Origin of the sequence: Klebsiella sp. GL120222-02 (assembly GCF_003097195.1) — a bacterium.
Classification (GTDB): Bacteria; Pseudomonadota; Gammaproteobacteria; order Enterobacterales; family Enterobacteriaceae; genus Klebsiella; species Klebsiella variicola.
On the sequence record NZ_QEQO01000003.1, the window covers coordinates 582,159 to 603,521 of the forward strand.

The 21,363-nt window shown below is 58.0% G+C and carries 18 protein-coding genes; 9 read left to right on the forward strand and 9 right to left on the reverse strand.

Annotated features, from left to right (window positions below; all coding sequences use genetic code 11):
* Positions 1–41: 41 nt before the first annotated feature.
* From lsrG to lsrA, 6 genes are read right to left on the reverse strand one after another with little or no spacing between them, the layout of a single operon-like run.
* Positions 42–338 (reverse strand): (4S)-4-hydroxy-5-phosphonooxypentane-2,3-dione isomerase, encoded by a 297-nt coding sequence (lsrG, locus tag N438_RS12865; RefSeq protein WP_002917723.1) that lies wholly within the window; start codon positions 336–338, stop codon positions 42–44.
* The gene (gene lsrF, locus N438_RS12870) at positions 335–1,222 is read right to left on the reverse strand and encodes a 3-hydroxy-5-phosphonooxypentane-2,4-dione thiolase (RefSeq protein ID WP_002917724.1); all 888 of its coding nucleotides are present in this window, start codon (positions 1,220–1,222) and stop codon (positions 335–337) included. The genes lsrG and lsrF overlap by 4 nt, the downstream gene beginning before the upstream one ends.
* 11 nt (positions 1,223–1,233) lie before the next feature.
* Positions 1,234–2,247: an autoinducer 2 ABC transporter substrate-binding protein LsrB gene (lsrB, locus tag N438_RS12875; protein WP_008806564.1), complete on the reverse strand. Its 1,014-nt coding sequence runs from the start codon at positions 2,245–2,247 to the stop codon at positions 1,234–1,236.
* Entirely contained in the window at positions 2,244–3,248 is a 1,005-nt protein-coding gene (gene lsrD, locus N438_RS12880; RefSeq protein ID WP_064179335.1) for an autoinducer 2 ABC transporter permease LsrD, read from the reverse strand. Before lsrD ends, lsrB begins: the two co-directional genes overlap by 4 nt.
* Complete coding sequence (gene lsrC / locus N438_RS12885; protein ID WP_004174225.1) at positions 3,249–4,283, reverse strand: autoinducer 2 ABC transporter permease LsrC; 1,035 nt, start codon at positions 4,281–4,283, stop codon at positions 3,249–3,251. It abuts the gene before it with no gap.
* Positions 4,280–5,767: an autoinducer 2 ABC transporter ATP-binding protein LsrA gene (gene lsrA / locus N438_RS12890; protein WP_116696326.1), complete on the reverse strand. Its 1,488-nt coding sequence runs from the start codon at positions 5,765–5,767 to the stop codon at positions 4,280–4,282. Before lsrA ends, lsrC begins: the two co-directional genes overlap by 4 nt.
* Positions 5,768–5,985: 218 nt before the next feature.
* Between lsrA and lsrR the strand changes: the two genes are divergently transcribed.
* The 3 genes from lsrR (at position 5,986) to N438_RS12910 (ending at position 10,900) form a co-directional block, all read left to right on the forward strand.
* Positions 5,986–6,957, forward strand: coding sequence for a transcriptional regulator LsrR (gene lsrR / locus N438_RS12895; protein WP_116696327.1), 972 nt, complete (start codon positions 5,986–5,988; stop codon positions 6,955–6,957).
* A gap of 37 nt (positions 6,958–6,994) precedes the next feature.
* Entirely contained in the window at positions 6,995–8,587 is a 1,593-nt protein-coding gene (gene lsrK / locus N438_RS12900; protein WP_116696328.1) for an autoinducer-2 kinase, read from the forward strand.
* A 291-nt stretch (positions 8,588–8,878) separates the two neighbouring features.
* Positions 8,879–10,900, forward strand: a complete 2,022-nt coding sequence (locus tag N438_RS12910; RefSeq protein ID WP_087653808.1) for an NADPH-dependent 2,4-dienoyl-CoA reductase — start codon at positions 8,879–8,881, stop codon at positions 10,898–10,900.
* 133 nt (positions 10,901–11,033) lie between these two features.
* Here N438_RS12910 and rlmG read toward each other — a convergent pair whose 3' ends face one another.
* Together rlmG and N438_RS12920 are read right to left on the reverse strand one after the other, a co-directional pair.
* A complete protein-coding gene (rlmG, locus tag N438_RS12915; RefSeq protein WP_002917887.1) occupies positions 11,034–12,164 on the reverse strand; it encodes a 23S rRNA (guanine(1835)-N(2))-methyltransferase RlmG in 1,131 nt (376 codons plus the stop codon).
* 76 nt (positions 12,165–12,240) lie between these two features.
* Positions 12,241–13,581 (reverse strand): MFS transporter, encoded by a 1,341-nt coding sequence (locus N438_RS12920; protein WP_008806572.1) that lies wholly within the window; start codon positions 13,579–13,581, stop codon positions 12,241–12,243.
* A 108-nt stretch (positions 13,582–13,689) separates the two neighbouring features.
* Here N438_RS12920 and N438_RS12925 point away from each other — a divergent pair, with 108 nt between their 5' ends.
* The 6 genes from N438_RS12925 to sstT all read left to right on the forward strand — a co-directional run bounded on the left by N438_RS12925 (position 13,690) and on the right by sstT (position 20,693).
* Complete coding sequence (locus N438_RS12925) at positions 13,690–14,556, forward strand: AraC family transcriptional regulator (RefSeq protein ID WP_012540503.1); 867 nt, start codon at positions 13,690–13,692, stop codon at positions 14,554–14,556.
* Between the two features lie 129 nt (positions 14,557–14,685).
* Positions 14,686–16,329, forward strand: a complete 1,644-nt coding sequence (locus N438_RS12930) for a glycoside hydrolase family 43 protein (RefSeq protein ID WP_012967192.1) — start codon at positions 14,686–14,688, stop codon at positions 16,327–16,329.
* Between the two features lie 78 nt (positions 16,330–16,407).
* Positions 16,408–16,908 carry a M48 family metallopeptidase gene (locus N438_RS12935; protein ID WP_008806575.1) on the forward strand — a complete coding sequence of 167 codons (501 nt, stop codon included), beginning with the start codon at positions 16,408–16,410 and terminating at the stop codon, positions 16,906–16,908.
* A 73-nt stretch (positions 16,909–16,981) separates the two neighbouring features.
* Positions 16,982–17,971, forward strand: a complete 990-nt coding sequence (locus N438_RS12940) for a Gfo/Idh/MocA family oxidoreductase (protein WP_116696329.1) — start codon at positions 16,982–16,984, stop codon at positions 17,969–17,971.
* Positions 17,972–18,242: 271 nt separating this feature from the next.
* Positions 18,243–19,214, forward strand: a complete 972-nt coding sequence (locus N438_RS12945; RefSeq protein WP_008806577.1) for a TerC family protein — start codon at positions 18,243–18,245, stop codon at positions 19,212–19,214.
* 231 nt (positions 19,215–19,445) lie between these two features.
* Positions 19,446–20,693, forward strand: a complete 1,248-nt coding sequence (gene sstT, locus N438_RS12950) for a serine/threonine transporter SstT (RefSeq protein ID WP_008806578.1) — start codon at positions 19,446–19,448, stop codon at positions 20,691–20,693.
* 15 nt (positions 20,694–20,708) lie between these two features.
* Here the strand turns inward: sstT and N438_RS12955 are convergent, their stop codons facing one another.
* Positions 20,709–21,263: a YgjV family protein gene (locus tag N438_RS12955; protein WP_008806579.1), complete on the reverse strand. Its 555-nt coding sequence runs from the start codon at positions 21,261–21,263 to the stop codon at positions 20,709–20,711.
* Positions 21,264–21,363 lie beyond the last annotated feature (100 nt).

A 21,363-nucleotide genomic window follows, 5' to 3' on the forward strand; every position in this document is an offset into this window, starting at 1 on the left:
CCCTTCCCCCTCTCCCACAGGGAAAGGGGGAAGGAAAATCCTCACACCTGCGGCAACAGGCCGATAAAGCTGCGCTTCTGCCGCGGCTGCGACATCATCTCCTCCAGCTTTTCGACGCAGGCTAAATAGTGCGGCGTCTTCTTATGCGCCAGCACCGCCTCATCGTCTTTATAGGCTTCGTAGATAAAAAAGCGGGTTTTCACCTCGGGATCCTGCAGGACATCAAAGCGCAGGTTGCCCGGCTCCTGCAGCGCGCCTTCGTGGTTGGCGCGAAACACCTCAAGAAACTCATCCACCCGCTCGGGTTTAATATTGATCTCCACCAGCGTCACATTCATTTCAGCTCTCCCTGTTTCTCTTCCTGCCAGAACTGATACGCTTCGCGCGCGTTCAGATTCTCATGCACCACCTTTTTCACCGCCTTCAGCATCGCGCGCGGGGCGCTGGACTGGAAAATATTGCGCCCCATATCCACCCCGGACGCCCCCTGATCGATCGCCCGCCAGCACATCTCCAGCGCCTCATGCTCCGGCAGTTTTTTACCGCCGGCAATCACGATCGGCACCGGACAGCTGGCGGTCACTTTTTCAAAGCCTTCCTCAACGAAATAGGTCTTCACAAACTGCGCCCCCATTTCGGCGGCAATCCGGCTGGCCAGCGAAAAGTAGCGCGCATCGCGGGTCATCTCTTTGCCGACGCCGGTAACCGCCAGGACCGGCATACCGTAGCGATTACCGGCATCCACCAGTTTGATGATGTTATTGATCGACTGATGTTCGTATTCGCTGCCGATATAGACCTGCGCCGCCACCGCGCAAACGTTGAGACGCAGCGCGTCTTCCATCGCCACCGCCACGCATTCGTTAGAGAGTTCGCTCAAAATCGAATTGCCGCCGGAGGCGCGGAGCACCACCGGCTTATTGGTGGCCGCCGGTACCTGGCTGCGCAGTACGCCGCGGGTGCACATCAGCACATCGGTGTCGGCAAACAGCGGCGCAATCGACAGGTCGATACGCTCCAGCCCGGTGGTTGGCCCCTGGAAGTAACCATGATCGAAGGCCAGCATCACCGTGCGGTTGCTGTGCGGATTAAAGATGCGCGCCAGCCGCGACTGCATGCCCCAATCCAGCGAGCCGCAGCCTTTCAGGGTATACAGCGTATTCTGCTGCGGGCGGTCGATACCGAAGTCCTTACCTTCTTTGATGTCGTCTAAATCAGCCATCTCATCCTCCGTCAGAAGTCGTAGTTATTGATGTTCTCTTTGCTGAACACCACGCGCTCCGGCAGCAGCACGATACCGTTGCCCTTCGCCTCATACTGGTAGCCCTGCACGCTATTCGGTTCGACCTTCAGCGAGCCGATATCTTTCACCTCAACGCTATCGCCTACGTTAAGATCGCCCTTTTTCAGCAATCGATCGGCGACGTTAACCGCAATTTTGCCCTGCTGAACCACATCCCACAGGCCGAACGCTTTTACCGTGCCGCGCTCAACGTACGGGCGCATCACGTTCGGCGTACTAAAGCCGACGATCGCCACGCCCTGACGCTTGAGGTTCTCCGCCGCCTGCGCCGCCGCCGGCAGCGCATTGGCATCCGGCGCGATAATGGCGTCGAGATCCGGATACGCTTTTAAGATCCCCTCGGCGGTTTGCAGCGATTTGGTGGCATCGTTATAGCCAAACTGGGTGGTGACGATTTGCCACTGCGGATGCTCTTTTTCGATTTTGGCTTTGGCTTCCTTCACCCACTGGTTCTGGTCGGTCACCGTCGGGCTGGAGTAGAAAAACGCGACTTTGGCGGCAGGTTTGCTGACCTGCTTTTCCGCCATCTCCACCAGCAGGCCGCCGAGCTGCTGCGGCGTGCCCTGGTTGATATAGATGCTGCGGCACTCCGGTTTGGTATCGGAATCCCAGGTCAGGACTTTCACCCCGCGCTGCATCGCCCGCTTCAGCGCCGGGCACAGGCCGTCCGGCGAAACGGCGGAGACGATAATCGCGTTGTAGCCCTGGTTGACGAAGTTGTTGATAAGCTGCACCTGGCCGGAGACGCTGGGCTCGGTGGGGCCGTCATAGGTGACATCCACACCCAGCGCTTTCCCCGCCTCTTTCGCGCCGTTGCCGCCGCTGGTAAAGAAGCCGACGCCGACCAGCTTAGGAATAAAGGCGATGCGGTCCGCCGCTTGCGCGGTAACCACGCTCATCGCCAGCGCCAGCGCGCTGACCTGCAGGATACGTTTTGTTTTCATTGTTGTGCTCCGATTGTTCTATGCGAGAAAAGACGCCGCCAGGTCGCGCGCACCCATTCACGGTGCAGGCTCAGCGAACGCCCCATCACCACCACAACCAACAGCGCCCCTGACAGCGCGCTCGACACTTGGTTGGGGATGCCGACCATCTGTAAACCCTGTTGCAGATACCCCACCAGCAATGCCGCCAGCGCGGTACCCAGTATCGATCCCGAGCCGCCGTAAATATTGGCCCCGCCGAGCACCGCCGCGGTCAGCGCCGGCATCAGCAGGTCGCGGCCTAAATCCGAACGCGCCGAGCCGAAATAGGAGACCATCACCAGCGCCGCGACCGCCGAGGCGACGCCCACCAGGCCATACAGCACGTACGGGATGCCTTTCACCGACAGCGCGGCATAGCGCGCGGCGCGCGGGTTTTGCCCGAGTAAAAAGAGATGGCGGCCAAAGCGCCCGCGATGGGCCAGCAGCCAGAAGAGAAAGGTGATAATCGCGAACAGCACCAGCGGCAGCGGCAGTCCGGCGAGGGTTAAATTGGCGATGGCGGTGAAGCTATCGGGAAAACCGCCAATCCCCTCGTAACCGGTCGCGCCGGCCATCCCGGAAAGCAGCAGCGCGCCGCCGCCATACAGATACAGCGTACCAAGCGTGATCACCAGCGGGCTGATGCCGGTGTAGTGGATCAGCGCGGCGTTAAATAACCCGCACAGCAGCCCCAACAGCAACGTCAGCGATACCGCGAGCCACAGCGGCCAGCCCGCCTGGGTCATCACTCCGAGGGCGATGGCGCACAGGCCGATGGTCGAGCCCAGCGAAATATCGATCCCGCCGCTGATGATCACCAGCGTCAGCGGCAGCGCGACAATACCGATGCAGATAAAGTCGCTGGTGCTAAAGAGCAGCATATTGAGATCCAGCATGCGCGGATTCAAGGCGCCGAACAGCAGGATTTCCGCGATCAGCAACGCCAGCAGCGCGCTTTCCCAGTTAAGCTTCAGCTTCATTTAAGCCACCTCTTTGCTTTTGCGTTCGGGAAAGCGGGCAACCTGTTTGCCCCCTTTATTACCGGGCTGGAAACGGCTGTACTTTAGCGCCCGCTGATGGCGGGCCAGCGCCTGGCGCAGGCGGCCATCGAGCACCAGCACGCCGAGCAGCACCAGGCCGGCGATAAAGTCATTCCACCAGGCGGGAAGGCGGAACAGCACCAGTACGGTGTCAATTTGGGTGAGGAAAAAGGCGCCGAGAAACGCGCCAAGCAACGTGCCGGTACCGCCGAGCAGCGAGATCCCGCCCAATACGCAGGCGGCGATGGCTTTCATCTCCAGGCCGCTGCCGGTCTGATTAGGCACAAAACCAATCTGCGCGGCGAAGACGATCCCGGCGCAGGCCGCCAGCATACCGTTGAGGGTAAAGGCCAGCATCCGCGTGCGGTTGACCGCCACGCCCAGCTGGCGCGCGGCGGCGAGGTTATCGCCAACGGCGTAAAAATCACGACCAAAGGCGGTACGCGACAACAGCCAGCCGCCCGCCAGCAGCAGCGCCAGCACCAGCCAGCCCAGCGGCGACACGCCGATAAACGCGGGCTCCGAGAGCGATTTCAGGCTGTCGGGCAAACCCTCGATCCATTTCCCGCCAGTCCACAACAGCATCACCCCGCGATACAACCCCAGCGTACCGAGCGTCGCGACGATCGCCGGGATGCGCAGCCCCACCACCAGCAGGCCGTTAAAAGCTCCGGCCAGCGCGCCAATCGCCAGCGCGAAGGCGATAGCCGTCGCCAGCCCGTAACCGTTGTTCAGCGCCACGCCGACGGCGATGGCGCACAGCCCAACGGTCGAGCCTACCGACACATCAATATTGCGGGTCAGCATCACCAGCGTCGCGCCCAATGCCAGCAGGCAGAGGATCTGCGAGCTGGCGAAAATCATCGCCAGGGTCTGCAGGCTGAAATAGGCTGGATTGAGCGCCACCAGCACGACAAAGAGCGCCACGATGGCAAAGAAGGCGCTCAGTTCGCGATTCTTCAGTAACGTTTTCATGCCTGTCCTCCGAAGGCCAGGGTCATCATGCGATCGACGGTCACCGCCTGCCGCGCCAGCTCACCGCTGTAGCGGCCCTGATGCATCACCAACACCCGGTCGGCAAGATCGACGAACTCATCCACATCGGAAGAGATCATCAGCACCGCCACGTTTTGCGCGGCAACGCTTTTTAGCAGTTGATAGATATCGGCGCGGGCGGAGACATCCACGCCGCGCGTCGGCTCATCGACAATCAGCAGTAACGGATTAGCTTCCAGACAGCGCGCCAGCAGCACCTTTTGCTGGTTACCGCCAGAGAGAGTGCGCACCGGCTGATCGCCATCGGCCAGCTTGATCCCCAGCGCCCGGTGATAGCGTTCAACCACCGCCGCCTCCCGTTTCCCCTGCTGCCACCACGACGGCTGATTGAACATCACCGTGTTCCAGCGCACTGGCGCATCGAGAAACAGCCCCGAGACCTGGCGGTCTTCCGGCAGATAGACCAGCCCGCTGGCCAGCCTGGCGCGGGTGCTGTCGCGGCTAATCTCGCGGTTCTCCAGCCAGATCCGCCCGGCGCGCGGTGGACGCAGGCCGTATAGGGTTTCGGCAAATTCGGTGCGCCCGGATCCTACCAGCCCGGCCAGACCGACGATCTCTCCGGCGCGGATCTCCAGATTGAGATCGATAAAACCTTCTCCGGTGAGATCCTCCACCCGCAGCACGGGAAAGTCCTGCGGTTGCGTACGGCGGTTACCCGGTAGCGACAGCCACAGCTTTTGCGTGTCGCTCAGCGCATGGTCGCGGCTGACCGGCGTCATCGCGTTAATCAGTTGCTCGTCGCGGTATGCCGCGGTCTCGCCGCTCAGCACCACCGCGCCATCGCGCATCACCGAAATATGGCTGGCAAGCTGGCGGATTTCGGGCAATTTGTGTGAGATAAAGACGATCCCAACGTCCAGCGCCTGTAACGCGCGGATCTGGCTAAAGAGCCTCTCGGTTTCACCCGGCGTTAAAGAGGCGGTGGGCTCATCCAGGATCAGGATCCGCGCCTCGCGCATCAGCCCGCGCAGGATCTCGACCATCTGTTGATCGGCTACCTCGAGCGTGCTGGCGCTGGCATCGAGGTTGATCTGGCAGTTCAGCTGCTGCAGTTTGTCCTGCAGTCGCGCGGCGGTATCCGCCCGCTTCGGCAGGCGGAAAAGAATGTTCTCGCGCACGCTGAGGTTGGGAAACAGCATCGGCTCCTGCGGCACCAGATAGATGCCTAACTGATGAGCCAGCGCCGGATTGAGGCGCGCAAACGCGCGTTCGCCGATCGTCAGTTCACCGCTATCCGGCGTTTCAACGCCGGCGATGATCTTCATCAGCGTCGATTTACCCGCGCCGTTGCCCCCCATCAGCGCATGCACCTGGCCCGCGCCTAGCGTGAAATCAATGCCCTTGAGCACCGCAACGCCGGAGAACTGTTTGCAAATCTGGCGAGCTTCAAGCAGTGGCTTCATCATCGCGCCTCGATTGAACAAATGATTTTTAAATTTAATAATGTTCAAAAGCGTAGACGGTGAACTATATTTACAACCGTGCGAAGATCACACTTTGGTGCTTTAGATCGTCAGGAAAAAATGGGCCAGCGATGAAAGATCCGTTTTGCCAGTCGGCTCACACTTTCCGACCGCGCAATAGCGAACATATGATCTAAATTTTTATAAGAGTTCAATTTATGAGCGAAAAACGCATTACGGAAGAGAACCGCTACGCCGGGCTGGCGTTAGCCGAGGAAGAGCTGGTGGCGCGGGTGGCGTGGTGCTACTACCACGACGGCCTGACGCAAAATGACATCGGCGAGCGTTTGGGGCTGCCGCGGCTGAAGATTTCCCGTCTGCTGGAGAAAGGCCGCCAGTCCGGGGTGATCCGCGTGCAGATCAACTCGCGCTATGAGGGCTGCCTGGCGCTGGAAAGTGAACTCCAGCAGCGCTTTGGCCTCAAGATTGCCCGCGTGCTGCCGGCGCTCAACACCCCGCCGATGAATACCCGGTTGGGGATCGGCGCGGCGCAATCGCTGATGGGCATTCTGCAACCGGGTCAACTACTGGCGGTCGGGTTCGGCGAAGCCACCATGAGCTGCCTGCAGCATCTCAGCGGCTTTATCGGCTCGCAGCAGGTGCGGCTGGTGACCCTCTCCGGCGGCGTCGGCCCCTATATGACCGGCATCGGCCAGCTTGATGCCGCCTGCAGCGTCAGCATTATTCCGGCGCCGCTGCGGGTCTCTTCGGCGGAGGTCGCCGAGATCCTGCGCCGCGAGTCGAGCGTGCGCGACGTGATCCTCGCGGCAACGGCGGCGGACGCGGCGGTGGTCGGCATTGGCGCCATCGATCAGCGGCGCGACGCCACCATTTTACGCTCCGGCTATATCAGCGAGGGCGAACAGCTGATGTACGCGCGCAAAGGCGCGGTCGGCGACATTTTAGGTTATTTCCTGCAGGCCGACGGCCGGCCGGTAGAAGGACTGGAGATCCATCGGGAACTGCTCGGCGTAACCCTTGATGAGCTGGCGCAGCTGCCAACCATCGTCGGCGTCGCCGGGGGAGAACAAAAAGCGCAGGCGATTCATGCCGCTCTGACTGGAAAGCGCATTAATGGCCTGGTAACGGAAGAGACAACAGCACGCGCGGTGCTCGCACTGGCCTCCTGACGGCCTGGCGCCGCGCGACAACAGCGAGGCGCATGTCATGAGTTACCTGTTAGCGTTAGATGCCGGGACCGGCAGCATTCGGGCGGTCATTTTCGATCTTAATGGCCGCCAGCTGGCGGTAGGCCAGGCCGAATGGAAACACTTGAGCGTCGATAACGTCCCCGGCTCGATGGAGTTCGACCTTACCACCAACTGGCAGCTGGCCTGCCAGTGCATTCGCCAGGCGCTCGACGCCGCCCGGCTCTCTGCCGCCGACATTCAATCCGTCGCCTGCTGTTCGATGCGCGAAGGGATCGTCCTCTATGACCGCAACGGCGAGGCCATCTGGGCCTGCGCCAACGTCGATGCCCGCGCCAGCCGCGAAGTGGCGGAGCTTAAGGAGATCCACGACTATCGTTTTGAATCCGAGGTATACGAGGTCTCGGGACAAACCCTGGCGCTTAGCGCCATGCCGCGCCTGCTGTGGCTGGCGCACCACCGCCCCGATATCTACCGCAAAGCGGCAACCATCACCATGATCAGCGACTGGCTGGCGGCGAAGCTATCCGGCGAGCTGGCGGTCGACCCGTCAAACGCCGGCACCACCGGCATGCTCGACCTGTTCAGCCGCGACTGGCGTCCGGCGCTGCTGGATATGGCCGGGCTGCGCGCCGATATGCTGTCGCCGGTCAAAGAGACCGGTACCCTGCTGGGCGCCGTCACCGAAGCTGCGGCGCATGAGAGCGGCCTGCGCGCCGGGACGCCGGTAGTGATGGGCGGCGGCGACGTCCAGCTCGGCTGCCTGGGCCTTGGGGTGGTGCGCGCCGGGCAAACTGCGGTACTCGGCGGCACTTTCTGGCAGCAGGTGGTCAACCTGCCGCAGGTGCGCACCGATCCGCAGATGAATATTCGTGTTAATCCTCATGTCATTCCCGGCATGGCGCAGGCGGAATCGATCAGCTTCTTTACCGGCCTGACCATGCGCTGGTTTCGTGACGCCTTCTGCGCTGAAGAAAAACTGATTGCCGAGCGGCTCGGCGTCGATGCCTATTCGCTGCTGGAGGAGATGGCCAGCCGCGTCCCCGCCGGTTCCCACGGCGTGATGCCTATTTTTTCCGACGCCATGCACTTTAAGCAGTGGTACCACGCCGCGCCGTCGTTTATTAACCTCTCCATCGATCCGGAGAAGTGCAACAAAGCGACCCTGTTCCGCGCGCTGGAGGAGAACGCAGCGATTGTCTCCGCCTGCAACCTCGCGCAGATCTCCCAGTTCTCCGGGGTGACATTCGAGAGCCTGGTGTTTGCCGGCGGCGGCTCTAAAGGCGCGCTGTGGAGCCAGATCCTCAGCGACGTCACCGGCCTGCCGGTGCGGGTGCCGGTGGTTCGCGAAGCCACCGCGCTGGGCTGTGCTATCGCCGCCGGAACCGGCGCCGGACTGTATGGCGATATGGCCAGTACAGGAGAACGGTTAGTGAGCTGGCACCGCGAGTTCACCCCAAATCCGCAGCATCGCGAGCTGTATCAGGAGATGATGAGCAAGTGGCAGACGGTGTATGCCGATCAGCTTGGCCTTGTCGATAGCGGGCTGACAACGTCGATGTGGCAGGCACCGGGCCTGGAGCGCCGCCAGCGCGTAGCCCCCTCACCCTAACCCTCTCCCGGTGGGAGAGGGAACCGTTCGGCACAGGCCTTGAATACCGATGCCGATCCGCCTTTCCCCCTCGCCCTTTGGGTGAGGGAACCGTTCGGCACTAGCGTTAAATATCGGTGCCGGTCCGCCTTTCTCCCTCTCCCTTTGGGAGAGGGTCGGGGTGAGGGACAACGTGTTCCGTTCTTTGAATTCCATCACAATCACCGCACTCCCCTTTTCCCTTTTTCTCCACGATGGCTAAATTAGTAACTCATCCGACCACATAACAATAATTTTACATTGGAAGCCACTATGAGCCGCTATCCGTCGCTTTTCGCCCCGCTTGAGCTGGGCTTCACAACGCTCAAAAACCGCGTGTTGATGGGCTCGATGCACACCGGGCTGGAAGAGCTGCCGGACGGCGCGCAGCGGCTGGCGGCCTTTTACGCCGAGCGCGCCCGCCACGGCGTGGCGCTGATCGTCACCGGCGGCATCGCTCCGGCACCCTCTGGCGTCACCATGGCCGGCGGCGCGGTACTCAACGATGCCAGCCATCTGGCGCACCATCGCCATATTACCGACGCGGTACATCAGGAAGGCGGCAAAATCGCCCTGCAGATCCTGCATACCGGCCGTTACAGCTACCAGCCCGCGCTGGTGGCCCCCTCGGCGCTACAGGCGCCGATTAACCGTTTTACGCCCCATGAACTGAGCCACGATGAGATCCTGACGCTGATCGATGATTTTGCCCACTGCGCCCAGCTGGCGCGTGAAGCGGGCTATGACGGCGTCGAAGTGATGGGTTCAGAAGGCTATCTGATTAACGAATTTCTCGCCGCGCGCACCAACCAGCGCGACGACCAATGGGGCGGCGATTATGCCAGGCGCATGCGTTTCGCCATTGAAGTGGTTAAGGCGGTGCGCCAGCGCGCCGGCCACGATTTCATTATCATCTACCGCCTGTCGATGCTCGATCTGGTCAACGACGGCAGCACGCTGGCGGAAGTCACCGAACTGGCCAAAGCGATTGAAGCGGCGGGAGCGACAATTATCAACACCGGGATTGGCTGGCACGAAGCGCGCATTCCGACCATCGCCACGCCGGTACCGCGCGGAGCTTTCAGCTGGGTCACCCGCAAGCTGAAGGGCGCGGTGTCGATCCCGTTGATCACCACCAACCGCATCAACGATCCGCAGGTCGCGGAGGATATTCTCGCTCGCGGCGATGCCGATATGGTATCGATGGCCCGCCCGTTCCTCGCCGACGCCGAATTTATGTCGAAAGCGCAGCGCGATCGCGCCGGGGAGATCAATACCTGCATCGGTTGCAACCAGGCGTGTCTCGATCGAATCTTCGTCGGCAAAGTCACCTCCTGTCTGGTCAACCCGCGCGCCTGTCATGAAACCCTGATGCCGGTCCTGCCGGCCAACGCGCCTAAACGGCTGGCGGTGGTCGGCGCCGGGCCTGCCGGTCTGGCCTTCGCCGTTAACGCCGCCGCTCGCGGTCATCACGTCACGTTGTTCGATGCGCTCCCGGAGATCGGCGGCCAGTTTAATATCGCCAAACAGATCCCCGGCAAAGAGGAGTTTCACGAGACGCTGCGTTACTACCGCACCATGCTCGATCTTCATGGTGTCGATCTACGCCTGAACACCCGCGTCACGGCAGACGATCTGCTGACGTTCGATGAGACGATCCTCGCCACCGGTATCGCCCCGCGCCTGCCGGCGATCGACGGGATCGATCATCCCAAGGTGCTGAGCTACCTGGATGTCTTGCGTGATAAAGCGCCGGTTGGCGCGAAGGTGGCGATTATCGGCTGCGGCGGTATCGGCTTCGACACCGCGATGTATTTAAGCCAGTCGGGCGTGGCCACCAGCCAGGATATCGGCGAGTTCTGCCGCGAATGGGGTATCGATACCAGCCTGCAAACGGCGGGAGGGCTGCATCCTGAAGGCCCGCAACTGAGTAAAAGCCCGCGACAGATTGTGATGCTGCAGCGCAAAGCCAGCAAACCGGGCGAAGGGCTCGGCAAAACCACCGGCTGGATCCACCGCGCGACGCTGCTGGCGCGCGGCGTGAAAATGATCCCGGCGGTCAGCTATGAAAAGATCGATGATGAAGGGTTACATGTCACTATCGGCGGCGAGCGCCAGCTGTTGGCGGTCGATCAGGTGGTGATCTGCGCCGGTCAGGAACCGCGCCGCGAGCTGGCGGATCCGCTGCGCGCGGCGGGGAAAACGGTGCATCTCATCGGCGGTTGCGACGTGGCGGCGGAGCTGGATGCGCGTCGGGCGATTGCCCAGGGCACAAAACTGGCGCTGGCGATTTAGCCGTGTCCCGGGGGCGGCGCGATGCGCCTTCCCCGGGCTACCACGATAATCCCGTACGCTAGCCCGGCTAAGGCGACAGTCGGTAGCCCGGCTAAGGCGACAGCCGCAAGCCGGGGGGAAACAACAAAAGGAATCAGCGCTGCTTACGCACCTTCGTTGCTTTCAAAATGACAAACTTATTGTTCGTCGCAATCGTCGTGCAATTACCAAAAGCGCGCTTCAGCTTACGGAAGTAATCGAGGTGGCGGTTGCCGACGACGTACAGCTCGCCGCCGTATTTCAGGCTGCGGCGGGCATCGTTAAACATCTGCCAGGCAATATGGTCGGTAATCGCGTGCTGCTGATGGAACGGCGGATTACACAGGATCGCCGTAAAGCGATCCGGCTCAATGCCGGAGAGCGAGTTATTGACCATAAATTCACAGCGTGCGATATCGTCCGGCAGGTTGCGCTCGACGTTCAACCGGCTGGAAGCCACCGCCATGTGCGACTCATCGGTAAACATGACCCGCGCGTTCGGGTTTTGCGCCAGCGCCTGCAGGCCAATCACCCCATTGCCGCAGCCGAGATCGGCGATCTCGCCTTCTAAATCAGACGGTAAGTGCTGCAAGAAGAAACGCGCGCCGATATCTAGCCCGCTGCGGGCAAAAACGTTGGCGTGGTTATGGATGGTCCACGGCGTGCCGTCCAGCTTCCAGCTGTAGGTTTGCGGCGCATCGGCAAGCTCAGGAGCGGTGAAAACGCAGTGGATCAAACGCGCTTTTTTCCACGCCAGCGAGGTGGTGGTGGTGCCGAGGATTTTTTCAAACAGCGCCAGCGTCGAGTTGTGCACATCTCGGGCTTTCGCCGCGGCGATAATGCGGGTCTCCGGCGTCACCACTTCGCGCAGCGCGCGCAGCTGCTGTTCCAGCAGCGCCAGCTGTTTTGGCACCTTAATCAGCACCAGCGCCGGCGCGGCGGGCAGCGGGCTCAGGCTATCCTGAAAGCGCACGCTCTCTTCATCGATACCGTTCATCCGCAGGTTGTGGCGGGTCGCCAGCTCGGAAATAAAGGAGTCGTTGATGCTGACCGGGTTGCGCTCCGCCAGCGCGCAGGCGAGCGCGCCAAAGCCGTCGTTGAAGATGAGCGTCAGGCCGTCGACGTCATTCACCTGTTGCAGCAGATATTCATCCGCCGCTTCCCATGCCTGTAGCGCTTCTTCTTCAGCGTTAGGTGGGAACCGCTCTAATGTGAATAACTCACCGTTTAACTCTGCCTGGCTCATCGCCTCTCCGCCTCCGGAATACTAAAACCCGCGAGTTTATACGCAAACTTCGCCCAGTTGAATAGAGATCGGTCGATTATCTCCCGCTTTCCTGCGCCATATGCGACAGACGTTTATCATCCAGACTGTAGCGATTCATTATCACTATCAACAGCGCCACCAGCACGCCCGGGAAGAGAGTGAACAACAATTTAATCATCTGCAGCGCTGAAGCCGATTGCTGCGCGGCGCCGCCGACGTAGTCCCCCCACGCCAGCAGATAACCCACCAGCGCGCCGCCGATGGCAATCCCTAATTTGATTGCAAACAGGTTGGTTGAGAAGACAATTCCGCTGAGCTTCTTGCCGCTGCGCTTTTCTTCCGCATCAATGATATCTGAGAGCATGCTCCACTGTAGCGGTGTTGCCGCCAGCTGAATGATATTGATGATTATCACCAACGTGAAGATGGCGGCGACGTTGCCCGCCGGGACGAAATACATCGCGATTAACAGCACCGCCTCCAGCGCCATTGACAGCTTGAAGCCCTTCACTTTATCGATGTTCTTAAATATGAACGGCGACAGCATGGCTCCCACCACTCCGGAAGCCAGCGTGGTGGTCAGCAACAAGCTGCCAAGATCCGCGCGCCCCATAATGTTATTGACGTAGTAGAGCGTGGTACCGCCTTTGAACAGCACGGCGATCAGGTTCACCACGTTCAGCGTAAATAAAATGCGCCAGTCTTTGTTCGCCAGCAGGGTTTTCAGGTCATCAAGGATGCTGCTCTGATTATTGGCCGTAATGTCTGTAGAGTAGCGCTCTTTAGTCAGGCCAAAACAGATAAAGAACAGCACGATGCTCAAGGCGCCCATCACCATCATGGTGTAGAAATACCCGTTTTGCAGATTGCCTTTCCCCAGCCAGGCTACCAACGGTAGCGCAGTCAGCGACACAATCAGGCCGCCTAAGGTACTTAGCGCAAACCGCCACGACTGCAGCGATACTCGCTCGCGGGAGTCATTGGAAATATTATTAATCATCGCGCAGTACGGGACGTTAATAGCGGTATACACTAACGATAATAAAGTATAAGAAACATAAGCATAAATTAACTTACCGCTATAACCTAAATCCGGGGTATAAAACGTTAAGCAGCACAATACGCCAAACGGAATGGCAAACCATAAAATATAGGGCCGGAATTGACCATATTTAGTGCGGGTTCTATCAGCCACCGCCCCCATTAATACATCAGTCACCGCATCTAATACTCTGACGGCTAAAAACATGGTTCCCATATGCGCGGGGCTTAAACCAAATACGTCAGTATAAAACCAGGCCATGAACAACATCACTGTTTGCCATACTAAATTACAACCGGTGTCGCCTAAGCCATAGCTGAATTTTTCTTTGATACTAATACGGGCAGTATTCATCGCGCCTCCGCAATAAGAGCACTGGTAGATTTGATAGGCATACGTTATTGCTAAGGGCAATCCGGTTATGTATAAATTATCCTGTTAAATATAAGAAGAGTGTACCCGATGAGTGACGAATCTCCCGTTTTCGAAAAGATCCCCGTTGGCGCAGGTGAACTCTTTACGCTGCGAGCAGATAACATAAATGATTTCAATGGGATAAATGTAGTTCCACATTTCCATATGATGGACGAACTGATGTGGTTCAGAGAATCAGGGGGAAGCTATTCCATTGGCGACGAAAAATTTACCATTAAAAACAACACGCTGGTATATGTCCCTGCCCTACTCATTCATGAAATGACGCTACCGCCCGCTGCCAGCCACAAGCGTTATCTTATGCAATTCGAAAAAGAGTGGCTGGAAGGATATGATCTGTCGCTACCTGCGGCCCACTGCGGCGCGGTAGTTTATCTTTCCGGCGAGGAGGCTGAGCGCCTTGAGCTGCTGCTGAGCTGGTGCAGTGAGTTCAGCGACTTCTCCGATTCGCTGTTCCGTTCCCTGATGCAAAGCGTACTACTGCATGCTTTTAATCGCCTTAAAGATTCCGTTCCTGTTACCGAACGAACCCATCATCGCTACCTGAGCGAACTTATCGAACTACTACAAGTCATTAATGCCAATGAAAATTTTGAAATGACAACAGAGGAAGCCGCCCGACGCTGTCAGTGGTCAAAATCCTGGTTTTCCCGCACCTTTAAATCCGCCTTTGGCATCAGCTTTAAGAAATTCATGCTGCTGCGCAAACTCAATATCGCTGTCAATCTGCTGACAAACACCGACCTGAAGATCAGCGATATCTCGCAAAGTGCCGGCTTCACTGACAGCGCCTACTTCTGCCTCAAGTTTAAAGAGATGATGAACGATACTCCGCAATCTTTCCGCCACAAAATCAGAAGCACCGATGCCGTAGGCAGTCGGGCGGAGAAATAAATCGTTTTTTGTGAGCAGCATCACCAGATAAGTGGACGTTTATTATATAAATGGAAACAGTCTATATATCTCCTGAGTCATCCTCCACTTAAAATTATTGCTATATTTTGAGCATTAAGGATAAATACGATGATTCAGAATCCTGTCTTTAGAGGTTTTAATCCTGACCCCTGTATATGCCGCCGCGGCGATGATTATTATGTGGCGGTATCATCATTTGAATGGTTTCCCGGACTACCGGTTTATCATTCAAGGGATCTTAAACATTGGCAATTGCTCACCCATGTGCTTACCGATGATAATAACCCAGACTTAAAAAAACTGCCTTCTGCCAAAGGTATTTGGGCCCCAAGCCTGACCTGGTGCGAAGAAGAAAAGCTGTTTTATGTCATTTATGGCGTTATGAATTCAATGAACTCCCGTTATTTTGACGTTGATAATTATCTTATTACCGCCGAGGAGATCACTGGCCCGTGGAGCGCCCCCGTTTATCTCCATTCTGCTGGATTCGATGCCTCAATTTTGCACGACCACGATGGCAGAAAATGGATCGTCTCACTGGAGTGGGAAACTCGCGAAGGCTATGAAAAACCGGGAGCGATCTGCCTGGTGGAATATTCGCCGCAGACGCACAGCGTCATCGGCTACCCGCAGCGCATCTGGCACGGCGGTACCGACCGCGGCTGCATTGAAGCGCCGCATCTGACGAGACGCGGCGACTATTACTACCTGATGGTCGCCGAAGGCGGCACCGGTTACGGGCATTCTGTCACCATGGCCCGCGCCACCGAGGTCGCTGGCCCCTATCAAGGCGATCCGCTCAATCCAATCGTCACATCCTGGCCAGAGAATTTTAACGAACGCAAAGATACAGGCCATCTCAAGCCCCACTATTTCAATCCGGAAACCTACCTGCAAAAGGCCGGGCACGGTAGCTATGTCGAGACCCCAACGGGTGAAGTCTGGCTAACCCACCTTTGCAGTCGTCCGTTTCGCCAGGAGCTACGCTGCCCGCTGGGTCGCGAAACGGCGATCCAAAGGATGGAATGGAGCGAGGATGGCTGGCTGCGCCTGGCCGCTGGGGGTCATCTCGCACAGCATCAGGTAGAAGGATCCCGTCTGCCGCCGCACCCGTTTCCACCAAAAGCGGACCTTGATGATTTTGATGAGCCAAGGGTGGATAACGCGTTTTATGCGCCGAGGATCCATTTCCAGCGTTTTACCTGCCTGACGCGTAAAGCAGGCTATCTTGCTCTACGCGGTCAGGAGTCGCTGAGCTCGCTCAATAAAGTCAGTCTGCTGGCGAAAAAGCTGACCTCGGTATACGCCAACATCAGTACGAAGATGGATTTTAACCCGGAGATTTATCAGCACAGCGCTGGACTGGTGCTCTATTACGACAACATGAACTATCTGTTTTTACATAAAACCTGGGATGAAACCTCTGGCGCGGCGCAACTGGCTATTATCTACATGGATAACGGTGAGCGTCACGACGATCCACAGAAAATTCGCCTTGCCGAGGGAGAAATCTATCTCGCGATTGCTATTAATGGCCGAGAGGTACAGTGTTCATGGTCTGTCGACGGTGAGCACTATCACCCCATCGGAGCGGTCTACGACACATCGCATTTCTCCGATGAATACAGCCGCTACGGCGAGTTTACCGGGGCGTTTGTCGGCATGGCCTGCGTGGATAGTATGCTGCATCGCAAAGAGGCGCTGTTTGATTTCTTCTGCTACCGGGCGGATGAAGACGCGATAATCGAGTAACGATGCCTTTCTGGCATCCTGTCCGCACAGGGTGCTAGAATCCCCGGCTGTTGTCGCTTAATTACGCAAACGGGCTACATGAGCACATTACCTTATCTCCATGGCTATCCTGAATCGCTGCTGTCGCAGGTGACGACCTTAATCGAGCAAGACCGCCTCGGCGAGGTGCTGCAAAAGCGTTATCCGCAGGGGCATGACGTTAACAGCGATAAAGCGCTGTATCAGTACACCCAGGATCTGAAGGCCCGCTTTCTGCGCGGAGCGGCGCCGATCAACAAAGTGATGTACGACAGTAAAATCCACGTGCTGAACAATGCGCTCGGCCTGCATACCGCGATTTCCCGCGTTCAGGGCGGTAAGCTGAAAGCCAAAGCGGAAATTCGCGTGGCGACGGTGTTTCGCGACGCGCCGGAGGCCTTTCTGCGGATGATCGTGGTCCATGAACTGGCGCATTTGAAAGAGAAAGATCACAACAAAGCCTTTTATCAACTGTGCTGCCATATGGAGCCACAGTACCATCAACTGGAGTTCGATACCCGCCTGTGGCTGACGCACCTTTCGTTAAATCGTTCTGCGTAGTGACGCACTGGTTTTGTCATGATGGCATGATAGAGTGACGACAGGTTCCCTTTAATGGAGTTCGTCAACGTTTATGATACGTTTCGCAGTTGTTGGCACAAACTGGATCACCAAGCAGTTTGTCGATGCCGCCCATGAAACCGGCAAATATAAACTTACCGCCATCTACTCCCGCAGCCTCGAACAGGCGCAAGCCTTCGCCAATGACTATCCGGTCGAGCATCTGTTTACCTCGCTCGATGAGCTGGCACAGAGCCCTGACGTTGACGCGGTCTATATTGCCAGCCCGAACTCGCTGCACTTCCCGCAGACCCGGCTGTTCCTGAGCCACAAAAAGCACGTCATTTGCGAAAAGCCGCTGGCATCGAACCTGCAGGAAGTCGAGGCGGCGATAGCGCTGGCGAAAGAAAATAACGTTGTGCTGTTTGAAGCCTTTAAAACCGCCAGCCTGCCTAACTTTCTGCTACTCAAAGAGACGCTTCCTAAAGCGGGCAAACTGCGCAAAGCCTTCATCAACTATTGTCAGTACTCCTCGCGCTATCAGCGCTACCTTGACGGCGAAAACCCCAACACCTTTAACCCGGCGTTCTCTAACGGTTCGATTATGGATATCGGCTTCTATTGCCTGGCGTCCGCTGTGGCGTTATGGGGCGAACCGCGGGCCGTTCTTGCCACCGCCAGCCTGCTGGACAGCGGCGTAGACGCCCAGGGCACCGTGGTGCTGAGCTATGGCGACTTCGACGTGACGCTGCATCACTCCAAAGTTAGCGATTCCGCGATCCCCAGTGAAATCCAGGGCGAAGACGGCACATTAGTGATCAAAAAAATCTCCGAATGCCAGAAGCTGGCGTTTGTGCCGCGCGGCGGCAAAGCCCAGGACCTGACGCAGCCCCAGCACATTAATACTATGCTGTATGAGGCGGAGACCTTTGCGCGCCTGGTGGAGACACAGGACGTCAATCACCCGGGTCTGACCGTGAGCCGTATTACGGCAAAACTGTCGAGCGAAATTCGTCGCCAGACCGGAGTGATCTTCCCGGCCGATACGCAGCCGCTGGCGTAAAAGAGTGTAAAGGCCGGACCGGCCGCCATTGACGAAAACCGCCCTGTGACATATTTTGTTACGTGCAAAGGGGAGTAACTTCCTTGCCGGTTGATCGTCATTACGATGCGTGCAATACCGCATCCGGTCGCCGGGCAATAACCAAAGCCCATCGCGATGTACTTTGGTTGTTGTAAGTGAGACCTTGCCGGAAGGCGAGGTCTATGCATAAAAGCGCAGCGGCTGCCGTCTTCCGACGTCAGCCGTTTTGTTTTTATGTAAGGAATATCAAATGAATACTGTCGGCACGCCGTTGCTATGGGGTGGATTCGCTGTCGTCGTCGCGATCATGTTGGCAATCGATCTGCTGCTTCAGGGACGACGCGGTTCGCATAGCATGACCATGAAGCAGGCCGCGGGCTGGTCAATCCTCTGGGTCACGCTTTCTCTGCTGTTCAACGCCGCCTTCTGGTGGTATCTGGTACAAACCCAGGGCCGGGCCGTCGCTGACCCGCAGGCCTTAGCCTTCCTCACCGGTTATCTGATTGAGAAAGCGCTGGCGGTCGATAACGTCTTCGTCTGGTTGATGCTGTTCAGCTATTTCGCCGTACCGCCTGCTCTGCAGCGCCGGGTACTGGTGTATGGCGTGCTGGGCGCGATTGTTCTGCGTACCATCATGATCTTCGCCGGCAGCTGGCTGATTTCCCAGTTTGACTGGCTGCTGTACGTCTTCGGCGCCTTCCTGCTTTTTACCGGCGTGAAGATGGCGCTGGCGAAAGAAGATGACTCCGGCATCGGCGATAAACCACTGGTGCGCTGGATCCGCAGCCATCTGCGAATGACGGATAAAATCGAGAGCGAGCGCTTCTTCACCCGTAAAAACGGGGTGCTGTTCGCCACGCCGCTGCTGCTGGTGCTGATCCTGGTGGAACTGAGCGATGTGATTTTCGCCGTCGACAGTATCCCGGCGATCTTCGCGGTCACCACCGATCCGTTTATCGTCCTGACCTCAAACCTGTTCGCGATCCTCGGCCTGCGCGCCATGTACTTCCTGCTGGCGGGGGTCGCCGAGCGCTTCTCGATGCTCAAATACGGTCTGTCGGTGATCCTGGTGTTTATTGGCGTGAAGATGCTGATCGTCGACTTCTACCATATCCCGGTCGCCATCTCGCTGGGCGTAGTAGGAGGCATCCTGGCCGTCACGCTGCTGATTAACGCCTGGGTCAACAAGCAACACGACAAGCAGCGCAAACTGCCTGAGTAATCTGCACAACGCGCCGTCGGCCATCGCCGACGGCAATCTCTGCTCATGTCACAGTTATGTTACTACATAGTTAAAAAACAAGATCCAGATTAAAATCACAGCATTTTACGCTTCCCGCCCGCCATTCTTTCCGTATACTCGACTATGCAAACATCTACTTACATCCTGACATAAACGTAACAAATAATACGTGGCTGGGATGGCTTGCTACATCACTGGAAGGAATGAATTATGACCACACGCACTCCCCCATCGGGGTGGATCTCACGCCTGGCGCAAGGCAGCCTGGTGAAACAAATTTTAATCGGTCTGGTGCTTGGCGTGCTGCTGGCGCTGGTCTCTAAGCCAACGGCCATTGCCGTCGGTCTGCTGGGGACCCTGTTCGTCGGCGCGTTAAAGGCGGTGGCGCCGGTGCTGGTATTGATGCTGGTGATGGCCTCCATCGCTAACCATCAGCACGGACAAAAAACCAGTATTCGCCCCATTCTGTTTCTCTATCTGCTGGGCACCTTCAGCGCGGCGCTGACCGCGGTGTTGTTTAGTTTTGTCTTTCCGTCGACTCTGCATTTAACCACCGCCGCCGACAGCATCACGCCGCCGTCGGGGATTGTCGAAGTGCTGCGCGGCCTGCTGATGAGCATGGTATCTAACCCGATCGACGCCCTGCTGAACGCCAACTATATCGGCATTCTGGTGTGGGCGGTGGGGCTGGGCTTCGCCCTGCGTCACGGTAACGACACCACCAAAAACCTGATCAACGATGTCTCCCATGCGGTGACCTTCATCGTCAAAGTGGTGATCCGTTTTGCACCGCTGGGGATCTTCGGTCTGGTCTCTTCCACCCTGGCGACCACCGGTTTCGAGACCCTGTGGGGCTACGCCCAGCTACTGCTGGTGCTGGTCGGCTGTATGCTGCTGGTAGCGCTGGTGATTAACCCGCTGCTGGTGTTCTGGAAAATCCGCCGTAACCCCTATCCGCTGGTGCTGACCTGCCTGCGCGAAAGCGGCGTCTACGCGTTCTTCACCCGCAGCTCCGCCGCCAATATTCCGGTGAATATGGCGCTGTGTGAAAAGCTGAATCTGGATCGCGATACCTATTCGGTCTCCATTCCACTGGGGGCGACCATCAATATGGCGGGCGCGGCGATCACGATCACCGTGCTGACGCTGGCGGCGGTGCATACGCTGAATATTCCGGTGGATCTGCCGACGGCGCTGCTGCTGAGCGTGGTCGCTTCGCTGTGCGCCTGCGGCGCCTCCGGCGTGGCGGGCGGTTCGCTGCTGCTGATCCCGCTGGCCTGTAATATGTTTGGGATCCCGAACGATGTGGCGATGCAGGTGGTTGCCGTCGGCTTTATTATCGGCGTGCTGCAGGATTCCTGCGAAACGGCGCTCAACTCCTCAACCGACGCCCTGTTTACCGCCGCGGCCTGCATAGCAGAAGATGACCAGCTGGCGAAAAACGCCCTGCGCAGCTAATGCCTTTCCCCTCCGCTATCGGGCGGAGGGGCTCTCTTCCTGGACTGCGTTTTCAACCTTAAACGGATCGATACCGCGCTTTTGCATCCGGCGGAAGCGAATGATATTGAGCCCGTTGACGATCAGAAAACTGCCTTCAATCAGCGTCCCACCAATCGAACCCAACCACAGATTATGCGTGACCCAGCAGGCGGTGGAGCACCACATCACGCAGCGGACGGTCAGCCCTTTGCAACGAAAAAGCGCCCAGGTGCTGGCGACGGTGCCAATGATCGGCAGCAGCTCCATGGCATGCTGCAGTTTGCCCAGGCCGAGGATCAGCGTCAGGAGGATAAAGACGGTCATCACCCACAGGCTACGGGTGCGTAAGGAAATGACCGTACGTAGCGCATTGAGCCCGGCGCTCATTCCGGCCGACCCGGCGCCCATCAGGAAAAAATGGACGCCGATAATAGCGCTATAGACCGCCAGCTGTAGCCTGAAACGGCGTTCATCGCGGTTGATAAAGGTGGTAATGCCGATAAGAAAGGCGATGACGCCGACCCCCTGGGCCAGCCAATACGCGGTCATGAAAGCTCCCTGACTGAAAAAAACAAACGGCGCTTCACTGGCTGAAACGCCGCTGTTACGAGCCCGATGGCGTTACGCTATCAGGCCGATACACGTTCTA